The organism is Micromonospora sp. NPDC048839 (genome assembly GCF_040649915.1).
Lineage (GTDB): Bacteria > Actinomycetota > Actinomycetes > Mycobacteriales > Micromonosporaceae > Micromonospora.
Window position 1 is genome coordinate 202,690 of sequence record NZ_JBEZGL010000002.1, and the last position, 20,248, is coordinate 222,937.

The window sequence follows — 20,248 nt, forward strand, 5'->3', positions numbered from 1 at the left end:
CTACATCCCCTTCGCCAGAACCCGCACTCGGCCTATTAACAAGTCGTCGATCAATCCAGAACGGAGTGTCTGGAGCTTGGCCAAGCGCCGTTGCTCACACTCCACCTTTGTCGTAACAGACTGCAACCGCATGACAATTTCATGCTGTTTGTTCAAGGGAGGAAGGTGGACGACGAGGTGTCTGATCTCTTTCTGGCTGATATTTTTCATGCTTCCGCTGCTGCCAGTGCCACTGTTTTCAATCTGCCGACGCAGCAAAGGCGTAGCAAGCGCACGCGCCAGGTACTGACCGCTTGCCTTGTGCGAGTCGGCAACGAGCCTTAGCGTTTTGTCGCTCAGCATAAGCCTTGGGCGGACGCGGTGGATGTAGCATGCGAGTCCAACAAGCTCCGGGGTATTGGCCCTGCTGATTAGCAGGTCCCCTGCGTGCACTTCGATCCCATCATTGATGAAGCGGTGCTGGGTTACAACCTTATTCTCGTCTTCTTCAAAACCCCTACTTCGTATGGCACTTACCTTGAGGACGCCCCACTCGTCATACTTTGCGGGACGGTCCGGGACCTCCGGACTTCTACCCGCCTCGATTCGGAGCAGAAGATCGCCGAGCTGGCAGGATTGCCACATAGAGGAAGTGTGCTCAATCAGGGCGGATGCTAGAGTTGTTTCGAGTCTTAGCGTCTTGGCTATCAACCTTTCGGTGGAGCGGATCAACTCGTCGACCGAGTCCAAAATCTCCGCAATCCGCCGTTGTTCCTCAACGGGCGGTATGGCGACATCGAGGCGTCGTATCTGATTCTGCGATATGTTCTTCTGTCCACTGCTGCCGCTGACGATCTGCATTACTTGCCGGCGGACTCTGTCCGACTGGAGAAGCAATGCTAGAAAACTCCCGTCAAGGGTGCTAAGGCGCGGAACCACTCGAAGCGTCTTGTCGGACAGCATGAGCCGGGGAGGTGCGCCCCTTACCTCTACTGCGACGCCTACGAGCTCGGCCACTCCGTTTGCTCTGGCAACAAGGACATCGCCTTGGTGCACCTCCAGTTCCGGGATCGGACGCAGGTGCGATGGGAGCCGCTTCGCCGCCTGCGGCTTGAAGGTTCCTGAAGTCACCGCACTGACTTTCAGGACTCCCCATTCACCGAAGTCCGGCTGCTCCTCCACGCACTCCGGGCTCCATCCCGCCTCAATGGCCGAGATGTATTGGTCAAGCGTGCCGAGTGTCCAATCATGCGGGGCGTCAGGCATAACCCAACTCCTGAAGGTGAGCCGTGAGCCGGGTCGCGGCGGCGTCGCGTTGGGCCTCGATGTCGGCCAAAGAGACGGCATACTTGTCCCACCAGCCCTCAAGGGCCGCGACCATCTCACGGCGGCGCGGGATGATGTAGCCATCCAAGTGACCGGTCAGGTCCTCCTGCCAAATGCTCAACACTAGGTCCTGCTCTTGTTGGCCGGTCAGCGCCGCCCGCGCTCGGTCCAGGGTTGCGATGAACTGGGCCTTCAACTCCCCTTGCCGCTTACGCACCTGGGTCAGCTCCGCCTTCATGCGCTTCAGCTCCGCCGGGCTGATCACCTCGTCGCCGTCGTCGTCTGCCGGCTCGTCGTCCTCTGCGGCCAACGTGGTGGCCGCCTTAATTCGGGCGTCCAGTTCTCCACGCTGCGCCTCCACGGCGGCCAGTCGTTCCAGATATTCGGGCAAGAGCTTCGGTACCGCGCGGTGCCTCAGCGGTTCGGTCTTTGGTCGCTCGTCTTCCAGTGCGGTGCCGATGGTGGTGACCCAGCCGTCCACCACGCCGCCGAAGCCGTGCGTAGCCAAGGTCTGCAGGTCGTACTGGTTGGCGTCCCACCATCGCACGATCACTCCGGCGATTTGGAAGCGGTCGAGTAGCCGGACCGGTAGCAGCGCGGTAATGAACGAGTCGATCAGCTCGGTGCGCGCCGCCATCAGCCGCTGTGTGGCTGGCAGTTCGATCACAAGCTTGCGGTGCTCGTCCCACCACTCGCGCTTAACGGCCTCCAGCGCCGCCTCGCGGTCGCGTACCCCGGCATGGTCGGTGACCAGCGCGGCGAGCACGGCGCGGTCGATCCCTGGGGCGAAGTCGACGTAGGCGTCGTCCCGGTCAACGAAGACAGCGTCCGTGGCGAAACCGTACGAGGCGAATAGCTCTGCTTTGTCGGCGACCTCGGCCTTCGGCACGCCGCCGTACAGGTGGGCGCGAACGTCGTGCGGCTCCGGCGGCGGGGCGTTGTCGGCGTACCGGCGGATGTTGAGGTTGTCGTCGTTCTCCCGCAGCTCCTCGCGGGTCACCACCCGGGCGTAACCGAGGATGTCCCTGAACGTCTCGCACGCGTACACAATCTTCTCGATGTGCTCGGGCAGCAGATAGTTCTGAGCGCGGCCGGCTGCGTACTCGTGGTCGGCGTTGATGAACAGCACCTTGCCTGCACGCTCGGGTACCTTGGACCCGGGCGCGCGCAGCACCAGCACGCAGGCGGGGATGCCGGTGCCGTAGAACAGGTTGGGCGCGAGGCCGATTACGGCCTCGATAACGTCGTCGTTCAACAGGTTGGTCCGGATGTCGCGCTCGGCGCCGCCCCGGAACAGCACGCCGTGCGGCATGACAGTGGCCGCGATGCCGTTCGCCTTGAGTACCGCGACCATGTGCTGGACGAACATCAGGTCGGCCTTCTTGCCGCCTTCCGGTGCCCAGCCCCAGCGGAAGCGGTTGCTGTAGCGCATGCCGTCGCTGGAGTAGTTCAGCGAAAACGGCGGGTTGGATAGAACCCGGTCGAATAGGTCGAGCTGGCCGCCGTGCGTGTGGCGCGGGTTGGCCAGGGTGTCATCATTCTCGATCTTCGCATCGGGAATACCGTGCAACAGTAGGTTCATCTTCGAGATGGACCAGACGCTGCCGGCGTTTTCCTGCCCGGCCAGCAGCAGGTTGCGTGGGTTACCGCCGTGCTCCTCGACGTACTCCTTTGCATGGATCAACATGCCGCCGGAGCCCGAGCACGGGTCGTACACGCTCATGCCTTCGGCTGGCTTGACCAGCCGAACCATCATCCGGACCACGGCCCGTGGGGTATAGAACTCGCCGCCCTTTTTGCCGGCCGAGTCCGCGAACTCCTTGATCAGATACTCGTACGCGGCGCCCAGGAGGTCCGGGAACTCGAAGTCCTCGGTGCGCAACCGGTGCCGGCCGAAGTGCGCGATCAAGTCGCGCAACCTCTTGTCCGGAATCCGTGAGTTGCCGACCTGGCGGTTGAAGTCGATGTGCTGGACGACCCCCTCCAGCGAGTCCGGGTTGGCGTCCTCCAGGGCGGCCAGTGCCTTGTTGATGCCGTCGCCGACGTTGTCGTGAAGCCGGCGAAGATGGTCCCAGCGAGCGATCTCCGGGACGAAAAACGCCTCCCGGTACGACTCCGGCTGCTCGGCGCGGTGCTCGGCCTCCTGCGGACCACGGTCGGCGTAGCGGGCCACGACGCGCTCCCGTTCGGCGTCGAACATGTCCGACGCGCGCTTCAGGAACAGCATCCCGAAGATGTACTCCTTGAACTCCGAGGCATCCATCTTGCCCCGCAGGATGTCCGCCGCCGCGAACAGATGCCGCTCTAACTGCGGCAACGTCAACTTCCGCACCCGCTCCACCCTCTACGCTCGCCCATGGTCGTGCAATCGCCCAGCCTAGGCCCGCCGCAGCCGCTGCCCGTGCGGGGATCACCCGCGCGTCGCGCACGTTCCTCTCGGACGCGACACCGATCCCGAATGGCGGATGCGCAACCTGCTGACTCGCTCGGCAGCCTGCGTGCCGGGAAGCAAATCGACCACCTCGTCGACACCCTCGAAACCCTGCCGACCGCGATCGGCACTCCCATCCTTCCGCGTGGAACGCAAGGAGGACCTGCTCGACCCGTTCGCGACCGCCCGCACCCAGCCCAGCCGGGAACACGTCCACCGGCTACTGCACCGCCTCTACGGCCGCTGCGCCAGCTCTAATCTGCCTGAACTCCACCGGCTCGCCACCACCAGCGAGACCTGGTGGCCATACATCCACGCGATCTAATCACCGGAATTACCATCGCCGACTCCGAAGGCACCAAGCACGTGATCAAGACGGTCGTCGCACCCCTACGGCTTACGCAACCGGCATCACCACACTCGGCGCCACCGCGGACGCATCATCCCCGCTTAAACTCGAAGAGCCACTATTGCGCCGAGGCCATCAAGGCGGCGAGTTCGGGGTGATGGGGAAAATCTTCGATCGCCGCGCTGAGCAGTGTGCGGTAGCTGATGTTCTGCCCGCCGCCTCCGAGCCGAAGGGTACGGAGGGCCGCGAACCAGTTCGCCCGGCCAGTGCCGCTCAACTTCAGACGCGAGACGTCCCCGCCAGCACGAGCCCAGATCTCCTGATCAATGGGACCGGCAGGGTAGAGGTCCGCAATGATGCCCTCGACCTCACGCCAAGGCGCCGGAGCGGACGGCTGCACGGCCGATGGCGCCTTCGTCCCACCGCGATCGAGTGCAACTGGGAAATTATCTTCAAGGTCTGACGCCTTGAAGATCGGATGCTGCCGGCCAGGAACAGCTCCACGGACCTGCTCGGAAACGTAGTTGAAAACGTCGAAGACCCGAATGAGACCGTCGCCCGTCGTACGGGCCTTGCCCTTCAACGCCTCGAGCAAATGCTCCGTAAAGATGCTGTTGCGGGCGCCAGCCATCACAAGTGAAGTTTCGCTTGCCCGAGACGAGGCAATGATTACCCGACCTGCGCCTTGGGCAAGCCTATGGAGGGACTTCTCATCAAATCCTAGCCGGACTCCGTTATCCTCGTCTACCTTCAAGACGCCCGCGCCGCCGGAATAGCAAGAATCGATGAAGACGAGCAGCTTGCTCGCCTTCATCGCCGCGAGGGCGGCAGAAAACTCGGCCTCCTCAAGCACGGTGCCCCGAACATTGTCAGTCTGAAAGTCGACTGGGATTAGCGCGCTGGTTCTAGCCGCTCCCGACCCGATCTGAGCGCCGTGTCCCGAGAAGAAAATTATGACGGTGTCGTCCGGGCTGCCCGACGACGCCAGTTCCGCCAACTCGGCACGAATGGCATCCAAAGTGGCTTTCTCATCTAGGAGTACCTTGACGTTGCCGGGCAAAAAGCCGCAATAGTCAGTCGAATTAAGAACTGATACGATATCGCGAGCATCGTTTAGCACGGCCTCGGGAAGGAGGGCGGCCTCGTCGTAGTTGGAAATGCCAATTACCAGCGCTCGACCCTTGTTGAAGGTCACGGTTCACATCTCCATCTCTGAACGTGCTGTCGCACTGAATCTGGCTCTCACGAACGGCCTCCGAATTCCTTGTCATCGGCCATGAAACGCAGCGAGGCATTCGAGGGATAGTCCTGCTGCATCTCGCGGAGGAGCTTTTTCACCCGAGGGCCCTTAGCCCCGCGGCGGATCCTGCTGAGCGCGTCCCGCCACCTCTCGCGGCCGTTTCCGATTTTTTGGAGGTCGGCGTTGTGCCCGCCGGCTCGTTCCCACAGATTTTCGTGGTCTGGACCGGTTTCAAAAAGTTCCGCTGCCAGGCTTTCGAGCGACTCCCACTTTTCCGCCGGACTGATCGGCGACAGTCTGAGCCACCAACGGTCTAGTGGGCCGATCATTGACACGCATGCGCGCAGGGCTGGCCGGACGTCCTCGCGTCCGCGCCGCAGCATTCGTAGCAGCTCGTCCGTAGCATTACGCCAGCGCCGTTCCTGCGTCAGGCGCCCGATCGCCTCCGCGTCGCTAGGAGGGATGGGACGGGAACGGTTTGCCACGACGCGGAGCCAGGTGCAGAACCGGTGTTCGTCGAAGGCCGACAGCGCCACCACGATCTGGATGGCCGCACCGACGCGGCCGTCCGCGAACTGACCGAGCAGCTCGCCGAGCTTGTGATCGCTAAGTATCGCGGTCTGGATCTCTGGCTCCAGGCCCGGAGTGGCCTTGCTGGCGGCGGCTCTGTCAAGCCACCCTCGCGCGGTAGCGCGGATCAAGGCGTCTCGGGTTGCGCCTGTCAGAGTCGACCAGAGTTCGGGGCGACGCGCGAAGCCCGTCAAATCGGCCAGCGGCGTGCGCGAAAGGCGGTCGACGAGTTTCGGCGCGACTGGTCGACCGTGAAGCACGTCCACGAGTACCGCGTCGAAGGCCGAGCGCGGATCGGCCGGGCCACGCCACGCATCCGTATTGAGGGCCAAGGAGGCTGACCAAACCAGTCGAGCCGCTTCCCGAGACAGGTCCAGGTCTGCGAGCAGTGTTGGTGTCTTCGCGACATGTTCGGCGGCGAGCTGAATTACCCGCGGATCGACGACCTCGACTGCACAAGCTATAACCTCGCGCGGCGTGGCCTTCGTGAGCGCCAGCCGGACGCCGTCCGCCACGGCCGGAGACGGCTCGATTGCGACCTGCAGGCGAACGGCGTCGGCAGGACTGTAGGCAGCTGACACTGTCGCGCCGTGCAGCCGGTACAGATGTCCCTCTCGGGCGCGTTCGAGAATCGGCTGCGCGGCCTCGCGCTTCAACCTTTGCGGCGCGACGTTGACGAGCCGATCCTCTAGTCCCTCGTCTGCCTCGAACACCTTCCAGAGCAGCATCCCGACTGCAGGGTCGGCCTCCGCCCATCGCCAAAAGGCGGAGGCGAGCGCTGTGCCTCGGGCCCGAGCGGCACGCGACAGCCCACCGAGCACCGACGTCCGCCAGTCCTCTGTGCTGCTCGATGCCTCCATCGCGTCCGTGATCATCAACATGAACGACGGGTCCTGAGCCGCCGGAAAGGTGTTTTCCGCGGCCCAGCTGGCCAGCTCAGCCCACAGACGTTCGGCCTGCTCAAAGCCCCGCAGAGCCAGGTTGCGAAGCGGCAGCACCTCGTCCGCCGTGGCATTCCGGAGATGTGACACCACACGGTCCAGCAGGTCGGCCTTGTCGTCTGCGCCGTGTGTAGTGATGGGCGATAAACGCTCCACCAAGCGCGCGGCAGCGACGGTGTTGCCGATCGTGTCTGGCGCCCGCACGGTGAGCCGGTAGGCCTCCTCGAGCAGCGGGAGATCGCCAAAGCTCGTGAGTTCGGCGCCGATCCCGAGGGCGAAGGAGCGTAGTGCCTGGCCTTCGCTGGAGCCGCTGAGCATGGCGGCGGCCAGTGAGGGAGGCTTCGGGTTCTGCGCTTCGATCAGCCGATGTCCGCGCCAACGCGCGATTAGGCTGGGAGGCGTACAGACCAGCGCGGGTTGCGGCGTCTCGACGAGGTCGCCGGGGCCGAAGCTCAGCCGGAAGGCGAAGCGTCGGCGCATTGCGGGCCCGAGCCTTCCCCAGAGGGACACCACCAGCTCGTCGAAGCCGTGGTTCCCGAGGCGAACTACGGGGCCAGCTGCGCGGGTCGAGAGCGCTGCCGCCGCCGTCGGTAATTCGGCCGCCACCGGCGGAACCTCGTCGCCGAGATCGAGATTTAGGGTCAGGAGGTTCGACGGCGCGTTTGCCTCGACGATCAGCTGATCGAAAAGTAGGCGGAGGTCGGGAGCGTAGGCAATGTCCTCAATAGGCACGATGAGTGCGTGGGACAGCACCATGCCGGCCCTCGCCGCCCGCACATCCATGAAGGTACGCGCGAATACGAAGTAGTCCCGGTGCGGGAAACCCGAAACAAACGGCGACCAGTCCACTCCAGGAGGCACCGTGTCCGGCAGGTCGAGACGCGGCGCGAGCTCAGCGGCCGCCGTTAGGTCGCCGCTCGCAGCCTTGAGCGCATGGCCGCCTTTGGCCTCACCAAATATCGCCTGCTCCACGATCACGCTTGAGACCTACCCTGCCCGTCACTATCTAAGGCCGTCGAGAAGCAGCTGGATCGGCAGGGTGAGATCCGACGAGCGCGATCCGTCCGGCTTCACGACATAACCGAAATGCTCCGGCCCGCGGCTGACATAGTCGTTGTCCCTATCGTGCGGGCTGAGGGGACGTCCCAAGGCTGACAGCCCCATGACGGACGGCGTGCACCAGTTGGAACGAACAAACGCCGCGAGCATCGGCAGGCGTCCCTCTAGAGCCGCCGCCGGCGTTCCATCGAAGCCGAGTTCGTCCCAGCACGTGAGCAATATGCCGAGCCGCGGGCGATCAAGTGGGTTCCCGGCGGCTACGCCGCCCACGAAAACCAACATCTGTAAGAGTTCGATGAGTCGAGCCTGATCGGAGATTTGCAGCTCTCGGTTCTCAATCGACATACCTCGCAATTCCACTAGCGGACGCGAGAATATGTCTTCGCCGAACCGCGTCTGCTGAAGGCGGATCAGCAGTAGCCAGGCCGGAGATTCGCGCACGCGTGCTCGCCACGCATTCGGCACTCGACGTGAGGAGATCATGCTCTTGACCTGCTCGCCGCCGTAGTCGGGCCAGACGAGCTCCGCATGGTGTCCAGCTGCATCGGCGACAGGCCAAATGCTGTCCACGTAGGTTGAGGTGGCAGTGTGTCCGGCAGCCTTTCCTTCGTTGAGGCTTTCGAGCGCCGCCTCGAAGGGCTCTAGGTTCGTTGCCTGTCCGCTCATGCGCAGGTGGCCATCACCCTTCATCAGCCGTCTGAGAAGCTGTGCGCCGAAATGCGTCTTCCCAACCCCGCTTTCACCGAGCAGCAGGATGGAGTCGCGCGACATGGTCACGACGATCTCGCGCCGTACATGAAGAGTGGATCGTTGCCGGTCACCGACGGGGGAGGCAGTTCCACGCGCGGACGCCGTATCGCCAAGATCCAGTCCAAGAGCTCAACCAAGCCGACACCAACCTCGTGCTCACCAGGACCACTGGAGACAACGCTGACCGAGAACTCCGCAGCATCGGGCATAGTACCCCGCACCGCCTCACGAACTGACTGCTCTATCTGGTCCGTGATCTCAATGTCGGACTTAGTCCAGACCAGCGCGACCGGGCGGCCCCGCCGCTCTGCAGCCACTCGACGGGCGAGCAGTTGCAGCGAGCCGCGGGCCGACCCCACGTTCTCGCCGGACAACGCCTCTCGATCGGCAACGAGGAGCAGGACGTCGGCGTAGGCGGAGATCCAGCGCGCTCCGGCACCCTCGGCCGAATCGCGGTTGACCGACCATCTCTGAAACCATTCGCCGGGTGCGTCGGTCATGAGGTAGTCCGTGGCCCGCGCCTGCCTTGCGTCCCAGAAGGAAAGATGCAGCAGCCCAGGGGCACGGCCGCTCCGGCTCGTCGTGTGTGGCGGAAAGCTCGGCGGCTGCCCGGGATTCCAGCGCAATGATCCCGCGACTGCCTCCCAGCCTGTGAGCGAGAAGGATCCAGCGAAGTGACGATCTTCGAGGCCGACGGCACCGCGACCGAGTAGTAGGTACCAAGCACCTAGTAGCGTGGTCTTGCCCGCGTTTTGCGGGCCTGCAATCCCGACGACCATCGGGCGAGCGCGACCCGCGACGAAGCCGAGGTCTGCCAGCCCCAGCGCGCTTCCCGACCACGGCAGCAGCACCTCATCGGCCGGCTCAACGTCAATCGCGTGCGGCGCCGTACGGCCCGACCATGCAGAACACTTCGTCAAGTCGAGATAGCCGAGGTCGCAGCCGGTATCAGGGCTGAAACAGGCCCGTCGCGTGCATTCGTGCATGCTGCTTAGGTCCTCCGCGTCCGGCGCTTGGCGTTCGAGCCTTCCTTCGCAGCCCTAGCCGCCTGTAGCTCACGGAAAACCCAACTAGCCCAGCCCGGCAGCGTGAGCTGCGCGTCTGGCGGCACCCCGGTCAATCGCCGGAACTCGGCCTCGGCGCGTGCCACGGGCACGTCGGGATAGGCGATCAAAGCCAGAAAAGGGCCTCGACCCTCGGGCGGACCGATCACGGCGGCTCCGGCGTTGCGAAGCACAGCCAGCCCAGCCTCCGCCTGCGCTTCCGCCACCAACTCGCGCATCGGGTAGGTCTTGTCCTGATCGATCGAGGGAAGACCTACCACGGCCTCAGACAAGAACGCTGCCACGCTCGCTGGGGAGAACATCGGAACCTGCTGATGGAGGTCAAAGGCCATCAGAGTCGCTGCGGAGGCCGGCGGCAGATCCCGGTAACTGACCCGGGTGGTGGGCGAGAACAGGGTCTCCCTCCACCAGAGCAGGTTGGTTCGACGCTGCAAACCGGCCGTGGCGGCAGTCACGGTATTGAGGGCATTTCCGACATAGCTGGAGACGGTGGCCGCTAACTCCCGGAACGGGTCCGAAAGATCCGCTTGTTCGATCCTGGTCTTGCCAACGACAGCATCGATGCTCTCAGCCACAGCCTCGGCCATGCGATCGCCGAACTCGGTTACCCAAATATGGTTATTCCCCGGCCAGTACGGATTCCCGTTCGTAGCCACGTTGCCCCGCTGGGGATCCTGAAATTGCGGTCCAGCGGCCGCCCGAAACTCCTTCTTGAGGTAATCGCGGCCAGCGCGAGACGTCGTTACCGTCGGCGCATTCAACTCCGGCACCTCGAACACCATGGGCGGAACCGCGATCGAAGACGGAGTCGCCCACTCAGTCTCGGCGCGCGCGTCGACTCGTTCCTCGATCTCTGTGACCACGTCGGCCCAGATTTCCCGCTCGTCTCCGGCCTCAATGAACGGGAGCGCGTTGCGTGCCGAGGCGACCACGGCCACACCGATGCGATCGTCGTCCGCTGCGGCCTGTGCCAAGGCATCCAGGAGCATCGCCCGGACCACTGCGACCGGGGGGCCAGAGAAGGTGTTGACGTAGGTCGCCCACCGCTTCTTGAGGGCGGCGAGAGCGTCAACAACGACCGGATCCTCGACGGGCGCATGAGGATCGAAGGCTATCAAGGCGTAGGCCAACGCCTTAGACGACGACTTCTTCAAGGACCCGGCAAGATCACTCGCGGTCAACCTGAGTTTCTCGAGCTTGGCGTCGTCTCCGCCGACATCGATCAGTCCGCTGCCGAGAAAGCGGAGCAGGACATCCTCACTCACTTTGGCCCCCAATCACCGCGTCGACGCTCCCTCTGCCCTCGACAACTAGTTCTTTGGCTAGCCCATACGGCCATCGAGGGCGACCGGGCCGACTGAATCTACTTCTTTGATCTTGCCTCGCTTCAGCTCAGGATCGAGGCCGTAGCATAGACGAAACCTCAGGTGCCGGCGCGATTCGCTCCTTCGCTGGGCTGGCTCGGCGCAGCCAGTCAACAGCGCAGCTCACCGGCCGATCCGCGAGTGCGAGTCCTTGTAGACCTGCTGTGCGCGCAGGTCGTGGATGCCTTTGAGTGTTCAGCAGGGTATGGGCGGCCGTCGCAAGCGTCGATGGCTTCTTGCGACATTTGACTACGCTGATCGGGCAGGCCTACGCCGAACTGTTCCCCGACCGCGTCCGCGCGCTGGCCATGGACAGCGTGATGGACCACAGCCAGGGGGTCCGGGGCTACTTCCGCAGCGGGGCGACCAGCAACGAGGCCCTGTTCCACGAGTTCGTGAGCTGGTGCGGGCGGACCCCGAGCTGCGCGCTGCACGGACGCGACGTGCCGGCGCTGTACGACCGACTGATGCGCCGCGCCGACGCCGGCACGCTTGTCGACGCGGGCACCGGCGAGACGCTCACCTGGTTCGAGCTGGGGTTCGCGACATTCGTCAACTTCTTCGACGCGACCTGGGCCGACCTCGCCAACATGCTCCTCGCGTTGGAGCGGGGCGAGCCCGCCTCGCTCGCGTCCCCGATGGTCCCGGTCGACAGCGGCGTGGACCTGACCGAGTACGCGCTACCCGCGTTCTGTCAGGACTGGTCGTTGCCGGTCGACGACTTCGCCGAGTGGAACCGCTATCTGAAGGTGTCCCGCGACGCGGCGCCGCACCTGCGGGCCTCCCCGCTGGCCGTCCGCTTCGCCGCGATCTGCCTGGGGTGGACGGCGGTCAACCCGCAACATGAGTTGCGGGTGCGGACGAGCACCCCGGTCCTGCTGCTCAACGGTCGCTACGATCCGGCCACCCCGTACGACGGGGCGCAGCGGGTGGCGCGCCAACTCGGCACGCATGGCCGCCTCCTCACCTACGAGGGGTCGGGTCACGCCAGCTACCCCCGCACGGAGTGCACCCGGGGGAGCGTCGACAGGTACCTCGTCCATCGCGCCCTGCCGCCGGTCGGCGCGAGCTGTCCGGCCGCCCCGGCCTGACGCGTCGTGTCACCCGGGCGAGCGTCGCTGACAGCCTGACACCGGGGTCGGCGCCGAGGCTCAGGGCCTCGGCGCCGACCCCGCGTTCGTGGGCGGGTCGTCGGCGCGGACCTCAGGTGCAGCGCCACACCAGCGGCCGGTACGACTCGTTCTCGTAGACGGCACCGACCACGGTCCGGCCGTCGTCACTGATCCCGTTGGCCGTGTACGTGCCCGCCTCGGTCGACCGGACCTCGGGCCGACCCGGCAACCGACGGGACGTGCCATCCGCTGCGGCGACCACCGGCCCGCCGTCGTCGACCAGCAGGTCGCCGTTGCCGGCGATCCCGCTCGCCGACGGGTACGGCACCAGGCTCGCCGCCCCGGTCGTCAGGTTCCATCGCACCGGCAGCATCTGCACGGAACCGCCCCGCGCGGCACCGGGGACCATGCCGATCGCCCAGTTGCCGTGTGCCGAGTCGACCGAGGCGCGCGGGTAGCCGTCCGGCACCGCCAACTCGGCCCCGGTGCCCTGGGTCGTCCACCGGTAGGGCAGGTCGCCCATCGTGCCGACGACAGTGCCGTCCTCGGTGATCCCGGTCGCCGCGGACTCCACTCGGCCGAGAAAACGGTACTGCTGCGGGCGGTCCACGGACCACAGCACGGCACGGGCTGTGTCGTCGGCTTTGCGGGCGGTGCCGGCGATGTCGCCCCGACCGTTGACCGCGTACACCAGAACCGCGTCGTAGCCGGGCGGGGTGGTCAGGAAACGCAGGGTCCCACCCCGGTAGACCCAGCCGGTGCCGTCGCCGTTGGTGCCGACCACGTACCCGCCGGCGTTGACAGCGGCCCCGTGCCGGGCGGCGGCCGGCAGGACCGTTGCCCGGCCGTCGGTCCACAGCACGACCCGCCCGTCCTCGTTCCCGGTGCCGATGTCACCGACGATGTGCCGTCCGGTGGGGTCGACACCGGTCGCCACCGCCACCGAACCAGGGGTCGGCTGCGGCAGCAGGGCCACCGCACAGGTGAGCGATCTGGCCGGCTCGGTCGACACGGACACGGACGCGGTCGCCGACGCCGCGATGGCCGGTGGGACCGGGGCGGGTTCGTCGGCGACCCCGCCGACCTGGACGGCGCCCACCGCGCCGAACCCGGCCAGCACAATCACCGTGACGACACCACCGATCCGGCGGCGCCGGCGGCGACGCTTGCCGTCGCGGATCGCGCGGTCCAGGTCGACGCGCGGCTCGGGGACCGGCGCCGCCCGCAGCAGTGCGGCGATCCGCTGATCGTCCACCATGGTCATGTCGAGTTCCTTCCGGCCATCTCGGCGACGTCGAGCACCTGGCGGATCGCCGCCAGCGCCCGAGCCGTCTGCGACTTCACGTTGCCTTCGGAGCAGCCCATCGCGGCGGCCGTGTCGGCGAGCGACAGGTCGCACAGGAACCGCAGGACCAGCACGGTGCGCTGGCCGCGGGGCAGGTGGGCGAGCGCGGCGACCAGGCTGTCCCGCTCGGCGACCTCGTCGTGCGGCAGGACCGGGCGCTCCGGCTCGGGCGTCGACCCCGACAACCGGACCTTCGACCAGCTCAACCGCTTCTCGTCGACGAGCTTGTGAACGAGCATCCGGTGCACGTACGCGTCGACGTTGTCGGCCCGGCTGACCTTGCGCCAGTGCACGTACAACGCCGTGATCGTCTGCTGCACCACGTCGTCGGCCAAATGGGCGTCGCCGCACATCAGAAACGCGGTCCGATGCAGGCTCGGCAGTCGCGCGGAGACGTACTCCACGAACTCCCGCTCGGCATCCATCATTGAGGCTCCCTCCTCCGCCCACTCGACGGGTCCGGACGAGCGTCGGGTTGCGTCCGGGGCGAGGTTCGGCGAAATGCCAGTTCAGCGCCGGTGACCGTAGCAGCGCGTGCGACCGTCGGCGTCCGGCGCAGCTCCCTCCGGCGAGGGAGCACCCCTCCCCTGCCGGCGGGGTCCGCCCGAGCCGGGGCAGCGGGAGGATCGGACGCATGGCGACATCGATCGCCCGCAGGGCGGGCCACGGTCTGACGTACGCGGTGCTCGGCTGGGCCGTGGCATACGGGGGCGTGCGTCTGGCGTGGACCGTCGGCGAGACCCCGGAGTTCCGGCAGTTCGGGTCGGACCTGGTGGGTTTCACCGGTTGGTGGTCGGTGGCGCTGTGCCTGGTCGCAGCCGTGCTGGCCGTTGCGCTGGACCGGGTGGCGATGTGGCGGCCGGTGCTCGCGGGAGTCGCCTGGGCGATCACCGGGGCGCTGGTCGCTGCCGCCGCGATCCTACTGCCGGAGCTCGTGGGCTTCCTGCTGTTCATGGTCAGCCCGCACTTCGACCCGACGGCGTTCGCCAGCCGGCTGGGTTGTGTGTCCGGGGCGGCCCTGCTCGGCCTGGCCACCGCCCGCTATCAGCGACGCACCCGTGGTGACTGCCCGGAGTGCTGTCGGACCGGGCGGCCCGGTCACCGCCGCGCGGTCCCCGCGCGGTGGGCACGCTGGGCCGCGTACGTGGCGGTGGCCGGCCTCGTGACGCGCTTCGCGGCGCAGGGCGCGGTGGGGTTCGACAGCCTCATCCAGAACGCCTCCGTGATCGGGCTGGAGGTCGGCCTGCTGCTGGCGGGAGTGCTGTTGCCGTTGGCGCTCGTCCACCGCTGGGGTGAGGTCTGGCCGGGGTGGGTGCCGCTGCTCGCCGGCCGCCCGATCCCCCGTCTGCTGTTGCTGGTGCCCGGCTTCGGGCTCGGGGCGGGCATCGTGGCGTACTTCGGCATGGGGCTCGTGCAGTTGATGTCCGGCTCGGTCAGCGAGTTCTCCGACACGTTCCTCTGGGTGGCGATGTCGGCGTACTGGGTCCTGGGTCTCGGGCTCCTCGCGGCGTCAAGCGACTACCACCTGCGTACCCGCCGGGCGTGCGGGGCATGCGGGCGCTGACGGGAGCCCCAGCCGTGCGCTGGGACTCCCGTTCGGTGCCCGGTTCGTGGTGGGCGCGCGGTCAGTGCGAGTGCCGGGGTACGGCGCTGCCGCTGCCGCCGACCAGAAAGTCGAGGTCCGCGCCCTGGTCGGCCTGGAGAACGTGCTCGCTGTACAGGCGTGTCCAGCCCCGGTCGGCCGTCCGCGGTGGCGGTTGCCAGGCGGCGCGGCGTTCGGTGAGTGCCGCGTCGTCGACCAGCAGGTCCAACCGCCGCGTCGGGACGTCGACGCGGATCAGGTCGCCGGTGCGCACCAGCGCGAGCGGGCCACCCACGGCGGCCTCCGGGGCGACGTGCAGGACACAGGTGCCGTACCCGGTGCCGCTCATCCGGGCGTCGGAGATCCGCACCATGTCGATGATGCCGGCTTCGAGCAGTCGTCGTGGCATGGGCACGTTGCCCACCTCCGGGAAGCCGGGGTAGCCCCGCGGGCCCGCGTTGCGTACCACGATCACCGTGTCCGGGGTGACATCGAGGTCCGGATCGTCGGCGGCGACGATGTAGTCCTCGATCCGGTCGAAGACGAGCGCCGGTCCGGTGTGTTGCAGGAGGTGCGCGGAGGCGGCGGAGACCTTCAGCACGGCCCCGGACGGTGCGAGCGACCCGCGGAGCACCACGGTGCCCGAGCCGGCGGGTTGGAACGGCTCCGCCAGGGTGCCGATGACCTGCCGGTTCCAGCACTGCACGCCGCTGATGTTGTCGGCGACGCTCTTGCCGCTGACGGTGACGTGCTCCATGTTGAGCAGGGCGGCGATCTCGTTCATCACCGCCGGCACGCCGCCCGCGTAGGCGAAGTCCTCCATCAGGTACGCCCCGGACGGCATCAGGTTGACGATCATGGGCACCTCGGCGGTGAGGGTGTCGAAGTCCTCCAGGGACAGCGGGACGCCGAGGCGTCCGGCGATCGCCAGCAGGTGCACGACCGCGTTGGTGGATCCGCCGATCGCCGCGTTGACCCGGATGGCGTTCTCGAACGCCTCCCGGGTCAGCACCGTGGACAGCCGCTGGTCCTGCGCGACCATGGCGACGATCCGCCGGCCGGCGGCCTGCGCGAGCGCGTACCTGCGCGAGTCGACCGCCGGCACGGCGGCCGCTCCCGGCAGTTGCACGCCCAGCGCCTCGGTCACGCAGGCCATCGTGGAGGCGGTACCCATGGTCATGCAGTGGCCCCGGCTGCGGGACATGCCGACCTCGGCCTCCGAGCAGTCGGCCGCGGTCATCCGGCCGGCGCGCTGCTCCTCGGTGAAGCGCCAGACGACGGTGCCCGACCCGATGTCCTGGCCCCGGAACTTGCCGTTGAGCATCGGTCCGCCGGTGATCATCAGGGTGGGCAGGTCGACGCTCGCCGCACCCATCAGCAGCCCGGGGGTGGTCTTGTCACAGCCGGAGAGCAGGACCACCCCGTCGAGCGGGTTGGCGCGGACCGACTCCTCCAACTCCATGGCCAGCAGGTTGCGGTAGAGCATGGTCGTGGGCCGCATCAGGGGCTCGCCCAGGCTCATGGCGGGGAACTCCAGCGGCAGGCCGCCGCTCTCCCACACGCCCCGCTTCACCGATTCGGCGAGGTCACGCAGGTGGGCGTTGCAGGGTGTCAGCTCCGACCAGGTGGTGGCGATGCCGATCACCGGGCGACCGTCGAAGACGTCGTCCGCGAAACCCTGGTTGCGCATCCAGGAACGGTGGATGAACCCGTTGCGGCCCTCCGCGCCGAACCACTGCCCGCTGCGCAGCGGACGATCCGTCGTCGACATCAGCACACCTCTCTGTCATCCGGCGATCAAGGGGGTGGCACCTACCGGAGGCCGCCGACGGACAGCCCGCCGCGCCAGTGCCGTTGCAGGCTGAAGAACGCGATGATCAGTGGGATCACCGACACGAGCGAGCCCAGGATGATGAGGCTCCACAGCGAGGTGCCTCCCGAGTTGTTCGCCGAGGCGATGCCCTGCCAGAGGCCGAGGCCGACGGTCACCGGGAACAGCCGGTTGTCGGAGAGCATGGCCAGCGGCAGGAAGTAGTTGTTCCAGGACGCCACGGCGGACAGCAGGAGCACGGTGACCACCGCGGGGCGCATCAGCGGCAGGGCGATCTGGAGGAAGGTACGCACCTCGCCCGCGCCGTCGACACGTGCCGCGTCCAACAACTCGTCGGGTACGGCGTCGCGCGCGTAGACGTGCATCAGGTAGACGCCGAACGGATTGAGCAGCGACGGGAGGATCACCGCCCAGACCGTGTTGGTCAGGCCGAGCCGGGAGAACATGATGAAGGTCGGGATGACCAGGGCGGTGGCGGGCACCATCAACGCGCCGAGCACGACGGCGAAGCTGAAGCGTCGGGCGGCGAAACGGTACTTGGCGAAGCCGTAGCCGGCCATCACCGACAGGACCGTGGCGCCGATGCCGCCGGCTATCGCGTACAACGTGGAGTTGAGGATCCACCGCAGGTAGATGCCCCCGTCGTAGGTGAACAGCTGCCGGAGGTTGCCGACGTAGTCGATCTGGTCGGAGAACCACAGGGTGTTGCCTCCGCCGAACAGCCCCGGTGCGTCCTTGGAGCTGTTGACGATGACCCACCAGAACGGTACGAGGAAGTAGATCACCATGAAGCCGAGAAGGATCTGTAGTGGCAGATAGCGTTGCGGTCGGCGTGGGCCTGCGCTGACGCTCGTGCGGTTGGCCATCAGAGGAAGCTCCTCCGCTTGCGGGTGAAGAACAGGAATGCGTACACGCAGATGAACACGATGCCGCCGAGGGCGAACGAGATCGCCGACCCGTAGTTGAAGTTGGCGAGGGCGAACGCCTGCTGGTACGCGTACATGTTGGGGGTGAAGTCCGTCCCGATCGTGCCGGCGGCGAGATACCGCAGGATCTGCGGTTCGTTGAAGAACTGCAGGGTGCCGATGAGTGCGAAGACCAGGATGAGGATCAGCGCGGGCGCGATCAGTGGGATCTTGATCCGCAGCGCGACCTGCCACCGTCCGGCGCCGTCCATCCGGGCGGCCTCGTAGAGCGTCGGGTCGACGCCCTGCAACGCCGCGTACAGGATGATCATGTAGTAGCCGACCCACTGCCAGGTGACGACGTTCAGCAGACCGTAGAAGATCAGGTTGCTGCCCAGGAAGTCGGGCGCGGTCGCCCCGAACAACCCGAAGATGTCGGTGAGCGGACCGAAGCCCTTGCTGTAGAGGAACCCCCACATCACCGCCCCGATCACCGTGGGGATCGCGTACGGCAGGAAGATCATGAGGCGGGAGAAGCGCGCGAACAGGGACGTCACCGCGTCCAGGATGAGCGCCATCGCCAGTGCGATGGCGATCTGCACCGGGATGGCGACGAGGGAGAACCGGATGACGAACCACGCCCCGGACAGGAAGCTCGGGTCGGTGAACGCCTTCACGTAGTTGTCGAAGAGGACGAAGCTGGTGCCGCCGATCAGCTTCTTCTGGAAGAGACTGAGGTACAACGCGTAGCCCAGCGGCGCGATGAGGAACGCCAGGAAGACGACCGCGAACGGCCCGACGAAGAGCCACCCCATCAGGTGCTCGCGGAGGTGCACCTTGCCACGGGTCTTGCGCTTCTCGGTGCGGGTACGCGGTGTGCGCTGCTCGGTCAGGAGTGTCATCTGTGGTCTCCGGGACGTGGACGCTGCGGGATAGTGGGTGGGCCGGCCGTCGAGCGGCGGCACGGCCCACCCATCCGGTCACTGGACGGTGAAGCCCTGCTCCTTGGCGTACTTCGCCACGTCCTCCTGGATCCTGTCGGCGGCCTGCGCGCCGGCGGTGGAGCCCTTGATGATCTCGCTGATCTGCTTGGTCATCGCGTCGAGGTAGAACTGGCCGAACGGGGCGTAGGCGACGCCCTTGTAGGCGTTGGCGGCGGGAACGTAGACCTCCTTGTTCGCCTGCTGGCCGTCGAAGAACGCCACCTTCAGGTCGATGAACGCGGGATCGTTGAGCGCCGTCAGGTTGAGCGGGAAGATGATCTGGTTGGTCCAGCCGTCGGTCAGCGACTCCTTGTCGGCGTAGAGCCCGTAGGCGACCTTCGCCGCCAACTCCGGCTTCTTCGCCTGCTTGGTCACCGAGAAGGCCGACCCGCCCCAGTTGACCTGCACCGGGTTGTTCGCATCCCACTGCGGAAGCGGCGCCACCGCGAACTTGCCGGTGTCCTGGCCCTTGCCGACACCCGCGCCGGTGAGATAGCCGGGTGCCCAGGCCGCCGAGATGTACGTCGCGTAGTTGCCGTTGATCACGCCGGAGATGTACTCCGGGGTGAACTGGTCCTGCGTCCCGACCAGGCCCTTCTTGGCGAGGCCACCCCAGTAGTCGAGCACGTCCTTGGACGGCTGGTCGTTGAGCTTCACGCCGATGGACTTCGGCTGCGCCGGATCGAAGGTGAACGGTGCGGCGCCCTTCTGGATCTGGAGCGCCATCATGACCGCCGGGACGTTCGCGCCGAGGTCCCCGAACAGCGGGCCGCCGGCGTCCTTGACCTTCTGCGCGGCCTGCTCGTACTCGGCCCAGGTCTTCGGTGGGGTGATCTTGTACTTGTCGAAGATGTCCTTGCGGTAGATCATGCCCATCGGGCCGCCGTCGACCGGGACGCCGTAGACCGCGTCGCCGACCGACACGTCCTTCCAGGCGCCCTCGCTGTAGTTGGCCTTGACCGCGTCGTAGCCGTACTTCTTGATGTCGACGAGCGCGCCCTGGATCTGGAAGGTCGGGATCCGGTCCGCCTCGACCATGATCACGTCGGGCGCGCCGGTGCCCGCCGAGATGGCCGTCTGGAACTTGTCGTACTCGTCGCCGCCCTGCCCGACGTTGGTCCAGCAGACCTGCACGTCGTCGTGCTGCTTGTTGAAGTTGTCGACGACGAGTTGGGTGTTGGGGTACCAGCCCCACATCGTCACGACCGGCACGTCCTTCTTGGTGATGGTGTTCGTGCAGTTGCTCGCGTCGCTTCCCCCCTCGTCGGAGGAACAGCCGACGAGCCCGGCCCCGGCCGCGAGCATGGTCACCGTGGCGAGTATTCGTATCGTCTTCATTGACGTTCTTCCCTTCGGGGATCGCGGTGCGACAGTTTCCTGCTCGGCGGGCGCCACCAGGGCAGGAAGCCCTGCCCCG

General features: G+C 66.4%; 16 protein-coding genes. 3 read left to right on the forward strand and 13 right to left on the reverse strand.

The window, feature by feature from the left end; all coding sequences use genetic code 11:
• Both AB0C25_RS04095 and AB0C25_RS04100 read right to left on the reverse strand, forming a co-directional pair.
• Complete coding sequence (locus tag AB0C25_RS04095; protein ID WP_357369398.1) at positions 1-1,245, reverse strand: restriction endonuclease subunit S; 1,245 nt, start codon at positions 1,243-1,245, stop codon at positions 1-3.
• Entirely contained in the window at positions 1,238-3,637 is a 2,400-nt protein-coding gene (locus tag AB0C25_RS04100) for a class I SAM-dependent DNA methyltransferase (protein WP_357369400.1), read from the reverse strand. The genes AB0C25_RS04095 and AB0C25_RS04100 overlap by 8 nt, the downstream gene beginning before the upstream one ends.
• Before the next feature lie 244 nt (positions 3,638-3,881).
• Here AB0C25_RS04100 and AB0C25_RS04105 point away from each other — a divergent pair, with 244 nt between their 5' ends.
• Complete coding sequence (locus AB0C25_RS04105; RefSeq protein WP_357369402.1) at positions 3,882-4,061, forward strand: hypothetical protein; 180 nt, start codon at positions 3,882-3,884, stop codon at positions 4,059-4,061.
• Between the two features lie 142 nt (positions 4,062-4,203).
• On the opposite strand, the gene AB0C25_RS04110 is transcribed toward AB0C25_RS04105, so the two are convergent.
• Genes AB0C25_RS04110 through AB0C25_RS04130 form a run of 5 tightly spaced genes read right to left on the reverse strand, consistent with a single transcriptional unit; the run spans position 4,204 to position 10,974 of the window.
• Complete coding sequence (locus AB0C25_RS04110) at positions 4,204-5,280, reverse strand: caspase family protein (RefSeq protein WP_357369405.1); 1,077 nt, start codon at positions 5,278-5,280, stop codon at positions 4,204-4,206.
• Between the two features lie 47 nt (positions 5,281-5,327).
• Entirely contained in the window at positions 5,328-7,814 is a 2,487-nt protein-coding gene (locus tag AB0C25_RS04115) for an effector-associated domain EAD1-containing protein (RefSeq protein WP_357369407.1), read from the reverse strand.
• Between the two features lie 24 nt (positions 7,815-7,838).
• Complete coding sequence (locus AB0C25_RS04120) at positions 7,839-8,666, reverse strand: hypothetical protein (RefSeq protein ID WP_357369409.1); 828 nt, start codon at positions 8,664-8,666, stop codon at positions 7,839-7,841.
• A gap of 2 nt (positions 8,667-8,668) precedes the next feature.
• The gene (locus tag AB0C25_RS04125; protein ID WP_357369411.1) at positions 8,669-9,631 is read right to left on the reverse strand and encodes a hypothetical protein; all 963 of its coding nucleotides are present in this window, start codon (positions 9,629-9,631) and stop codon (positions 8,669-8,671) included.
• A 5-nt stretch (positions 9,632-9,636) separates the two neighbouring features.
• A complete protein-coding gene (locus AB0C25_RS04130; RefSeq protein WP_357369413.1) occupies positions 9,637-10,974 on the reverse strand; it encodes a GTPase-associated system all-helical protein GASH in 1,338 nt (445 codons plus the stop codon).
• 335 nt (positions 10,975-11,309) lie between these two features.
• Here AB0C25_RS04130 and AB0C25_RS04135 point away from each other — a divergent pair, with 335 nt between their 5' ends.
• Positions 11,310-12,164 (forward strand): alpha/beta hydrolase, encoded by an 855-nt coding sequence (locus AB0C25_RS04135; RefSeq protein ID WP_357369415.1) that lies wholly within the window; start codon positions 11,310-11,312, stop codon positions 12,162-12,164.
• Positions 12,165-12,276: 112 nt separating this feature from the next.
• On the opposite strand, the gene AB0C25_RS04140 is transcribed toward AB0C25_RS04135, so the two are convergent.
• Positions 12,277-13,449, reverse strand: coding sequence for a hypothetical protein (locus AB0C25_RS04140; RefSeq protein WP_357369417.1), 1,173 nt, complete (start codon positions 13,447-13,449; stop codon positions 12,277-12,279).
• On the reverse strand, positions 13,446-13,958 hold the full coding sequence (locus AB0C25_RS04145) for a SigE family RNA polymerase sigma factor (protein ID WP_357369419.1): 513 nt from the start codon (positions 13,956-13,958) through the stop codon (positions 13,446-13,448). The genes AB0C25_RS04140 and AB0C25_RS04145 overlap by 4 nt, the downstream gene beginning before the upstream one ends.
• A gap of 206 nt (positions 13,959-14,164) precedes the next feature.
• Here AB0C25_RS04145 and AB0C25_RS04150 point away from each other — a divergent pair, with 206 nt between their 5' ends.
• Positions 14,165-15,094: a hypothetical protein gene (locus AB0C25_RS04150; protein ID WP_357369421.1), complete on the forward strand. Its 930-nt coding sequence runs from the start codon at positions 14,165-14,167 to the stop codon at positions 15,092-15,094.
• A 61-nt stretch (positions 15,095-15,155) separates the two neighbouring features.
• On the opposite strand, the gene AB0C25_RS04155 is transcribed toward AB0C25_RS04150, so the two are convergent.
• The 4 genes from AB0C25_RS04155 to AB0C25_RS04170 all read right to left on the reverse strand — a co-directional run bounded on the left by AB0C25_RS04155 (position 15,156) and on the right by AB0C25_RS04170 (position 20,169).
• On the reverse strand, positions 15,156-16,883 hold the full coding sequence (locus tag AB0C25_RS04155; protein WP_357369423.1) for an IlvD/Edd family dehydratase: 1,728 nt from the start codon (positions 16,881-16,883) through the stop codon (positions 15,156-15,158).
• 41 nt (positions 16,884-16,924) lie between these two features.
• A complete protein-coding gene (locus AB0C25_RS04160) occupies positions 16,925-17,809 on the reverse strand; it encodes a carbohydrate ABC transporter permease (protein ID WP_357369425.1) in 885 nt (294 codons plus the stop codon).
• A complete protein-coding gene (locus AB0C25_RS04165; RefSeq protein WP_357369427.1) occupies positions 17,809-18,750 on the reverse strand; it encodes a sugar ABC transporter permease in 942 nt (313 codons plus the stop codon). The genes AB0C25_RS04160 and AB0C25_RS04165 overlap by 1 nt, the downstream gene beginning before the upstream one ends.
• 78 nt (positions 18,751-18,828) lie before the next feature.
• Positions 18,829-20,169, reverse strand: coding sequence for an extracellular solute-binding protein (locus tag AB0C25_RS04170; RefSeq protein ID WP_357369429.1), 1,341 nt, complete (start codon positions 20,167-20,169; stop codon positions 18,829-18,831).
• Positions 20,170-20,248: the final 79 nt, after the last annotated feature.

Excerpts from the sequence above, each read along its gene's own strand:
- AB0C25_RS04170 (WP_357369429.1), bottom strand. The coding sequence starts at position 20,169 with ATGAAGACGATACGAATACTCGCCACGGTGACCATGCTCGCGGCCGGG.
- AB0C25_RS04125 (WP_357369411.1), bottom strand. The coding sequence starts at position 9,631 with ATGCACGAATGCACGCGACGGGCCTGTTTCAGCCCTGATACCGGCTGC.
- AB0C25_RS04120 (WP_357369409.1), bottom strand. The coding sequence starts at position 8,666 with ATGTCGCGCGACTCCATCCTGCTGCTCGGTGAAAGCGGGGTTGGGAAG.
- AB0C25_RS04160 (WP_357369425.1), bottom strand. The coding sequence starts at position 17,809 with ATGGCCAACCGCACGAGCGTCAGCGCAGGCCCACGCCGACCGCAACGC.
- AB0C25_RS04095 (WP_357369398.1), bottom strand. The coding sequence starts at position 1,245 with ATGCCTGACGCCCCGCATGATTGGACACTCGGCACGCTTGACCAATAC.
- AB0C25_RS04150 (WP_357369421.1), top strand. The coding sequence starts at position 14,165 with ATGGCGACATCGATCGCCCGCAGGGCGGGCCACGGTCTGACGTACGCG.
- AB0C25_RS04155 (WP_357369423.1), bottom strand. The coding sequence starts at position 16,883 with ATGTCGACGACGGATCGTCCGCTGCGCAGCGGGCAGTGGTTCGGCGCG.
- AB0C25_RS04145 (WP_357369419.1), bottom strand. The coding sequence starts at position 13,958 with ATGATGGATGCCGAGCGGGAGTTCGTGGAGTACGTCTCCGCGCGACTG.
- AB0C25_RS04140 (WP_357369417.1), bottom strand. The coding sequence starts at position 13,449 with ATGACCATGGTGGACGATCAGCGGATCGCCGCACTGCTGCGGGCGGCG.
- AB0C25_RS04165 (WP_357369427.1), bottom strand. The coding sequence starts at position 18,750 with ATGACACTCCTGACCGAGCAGCGCACACCGCGTACCCGCACCGAGAAG.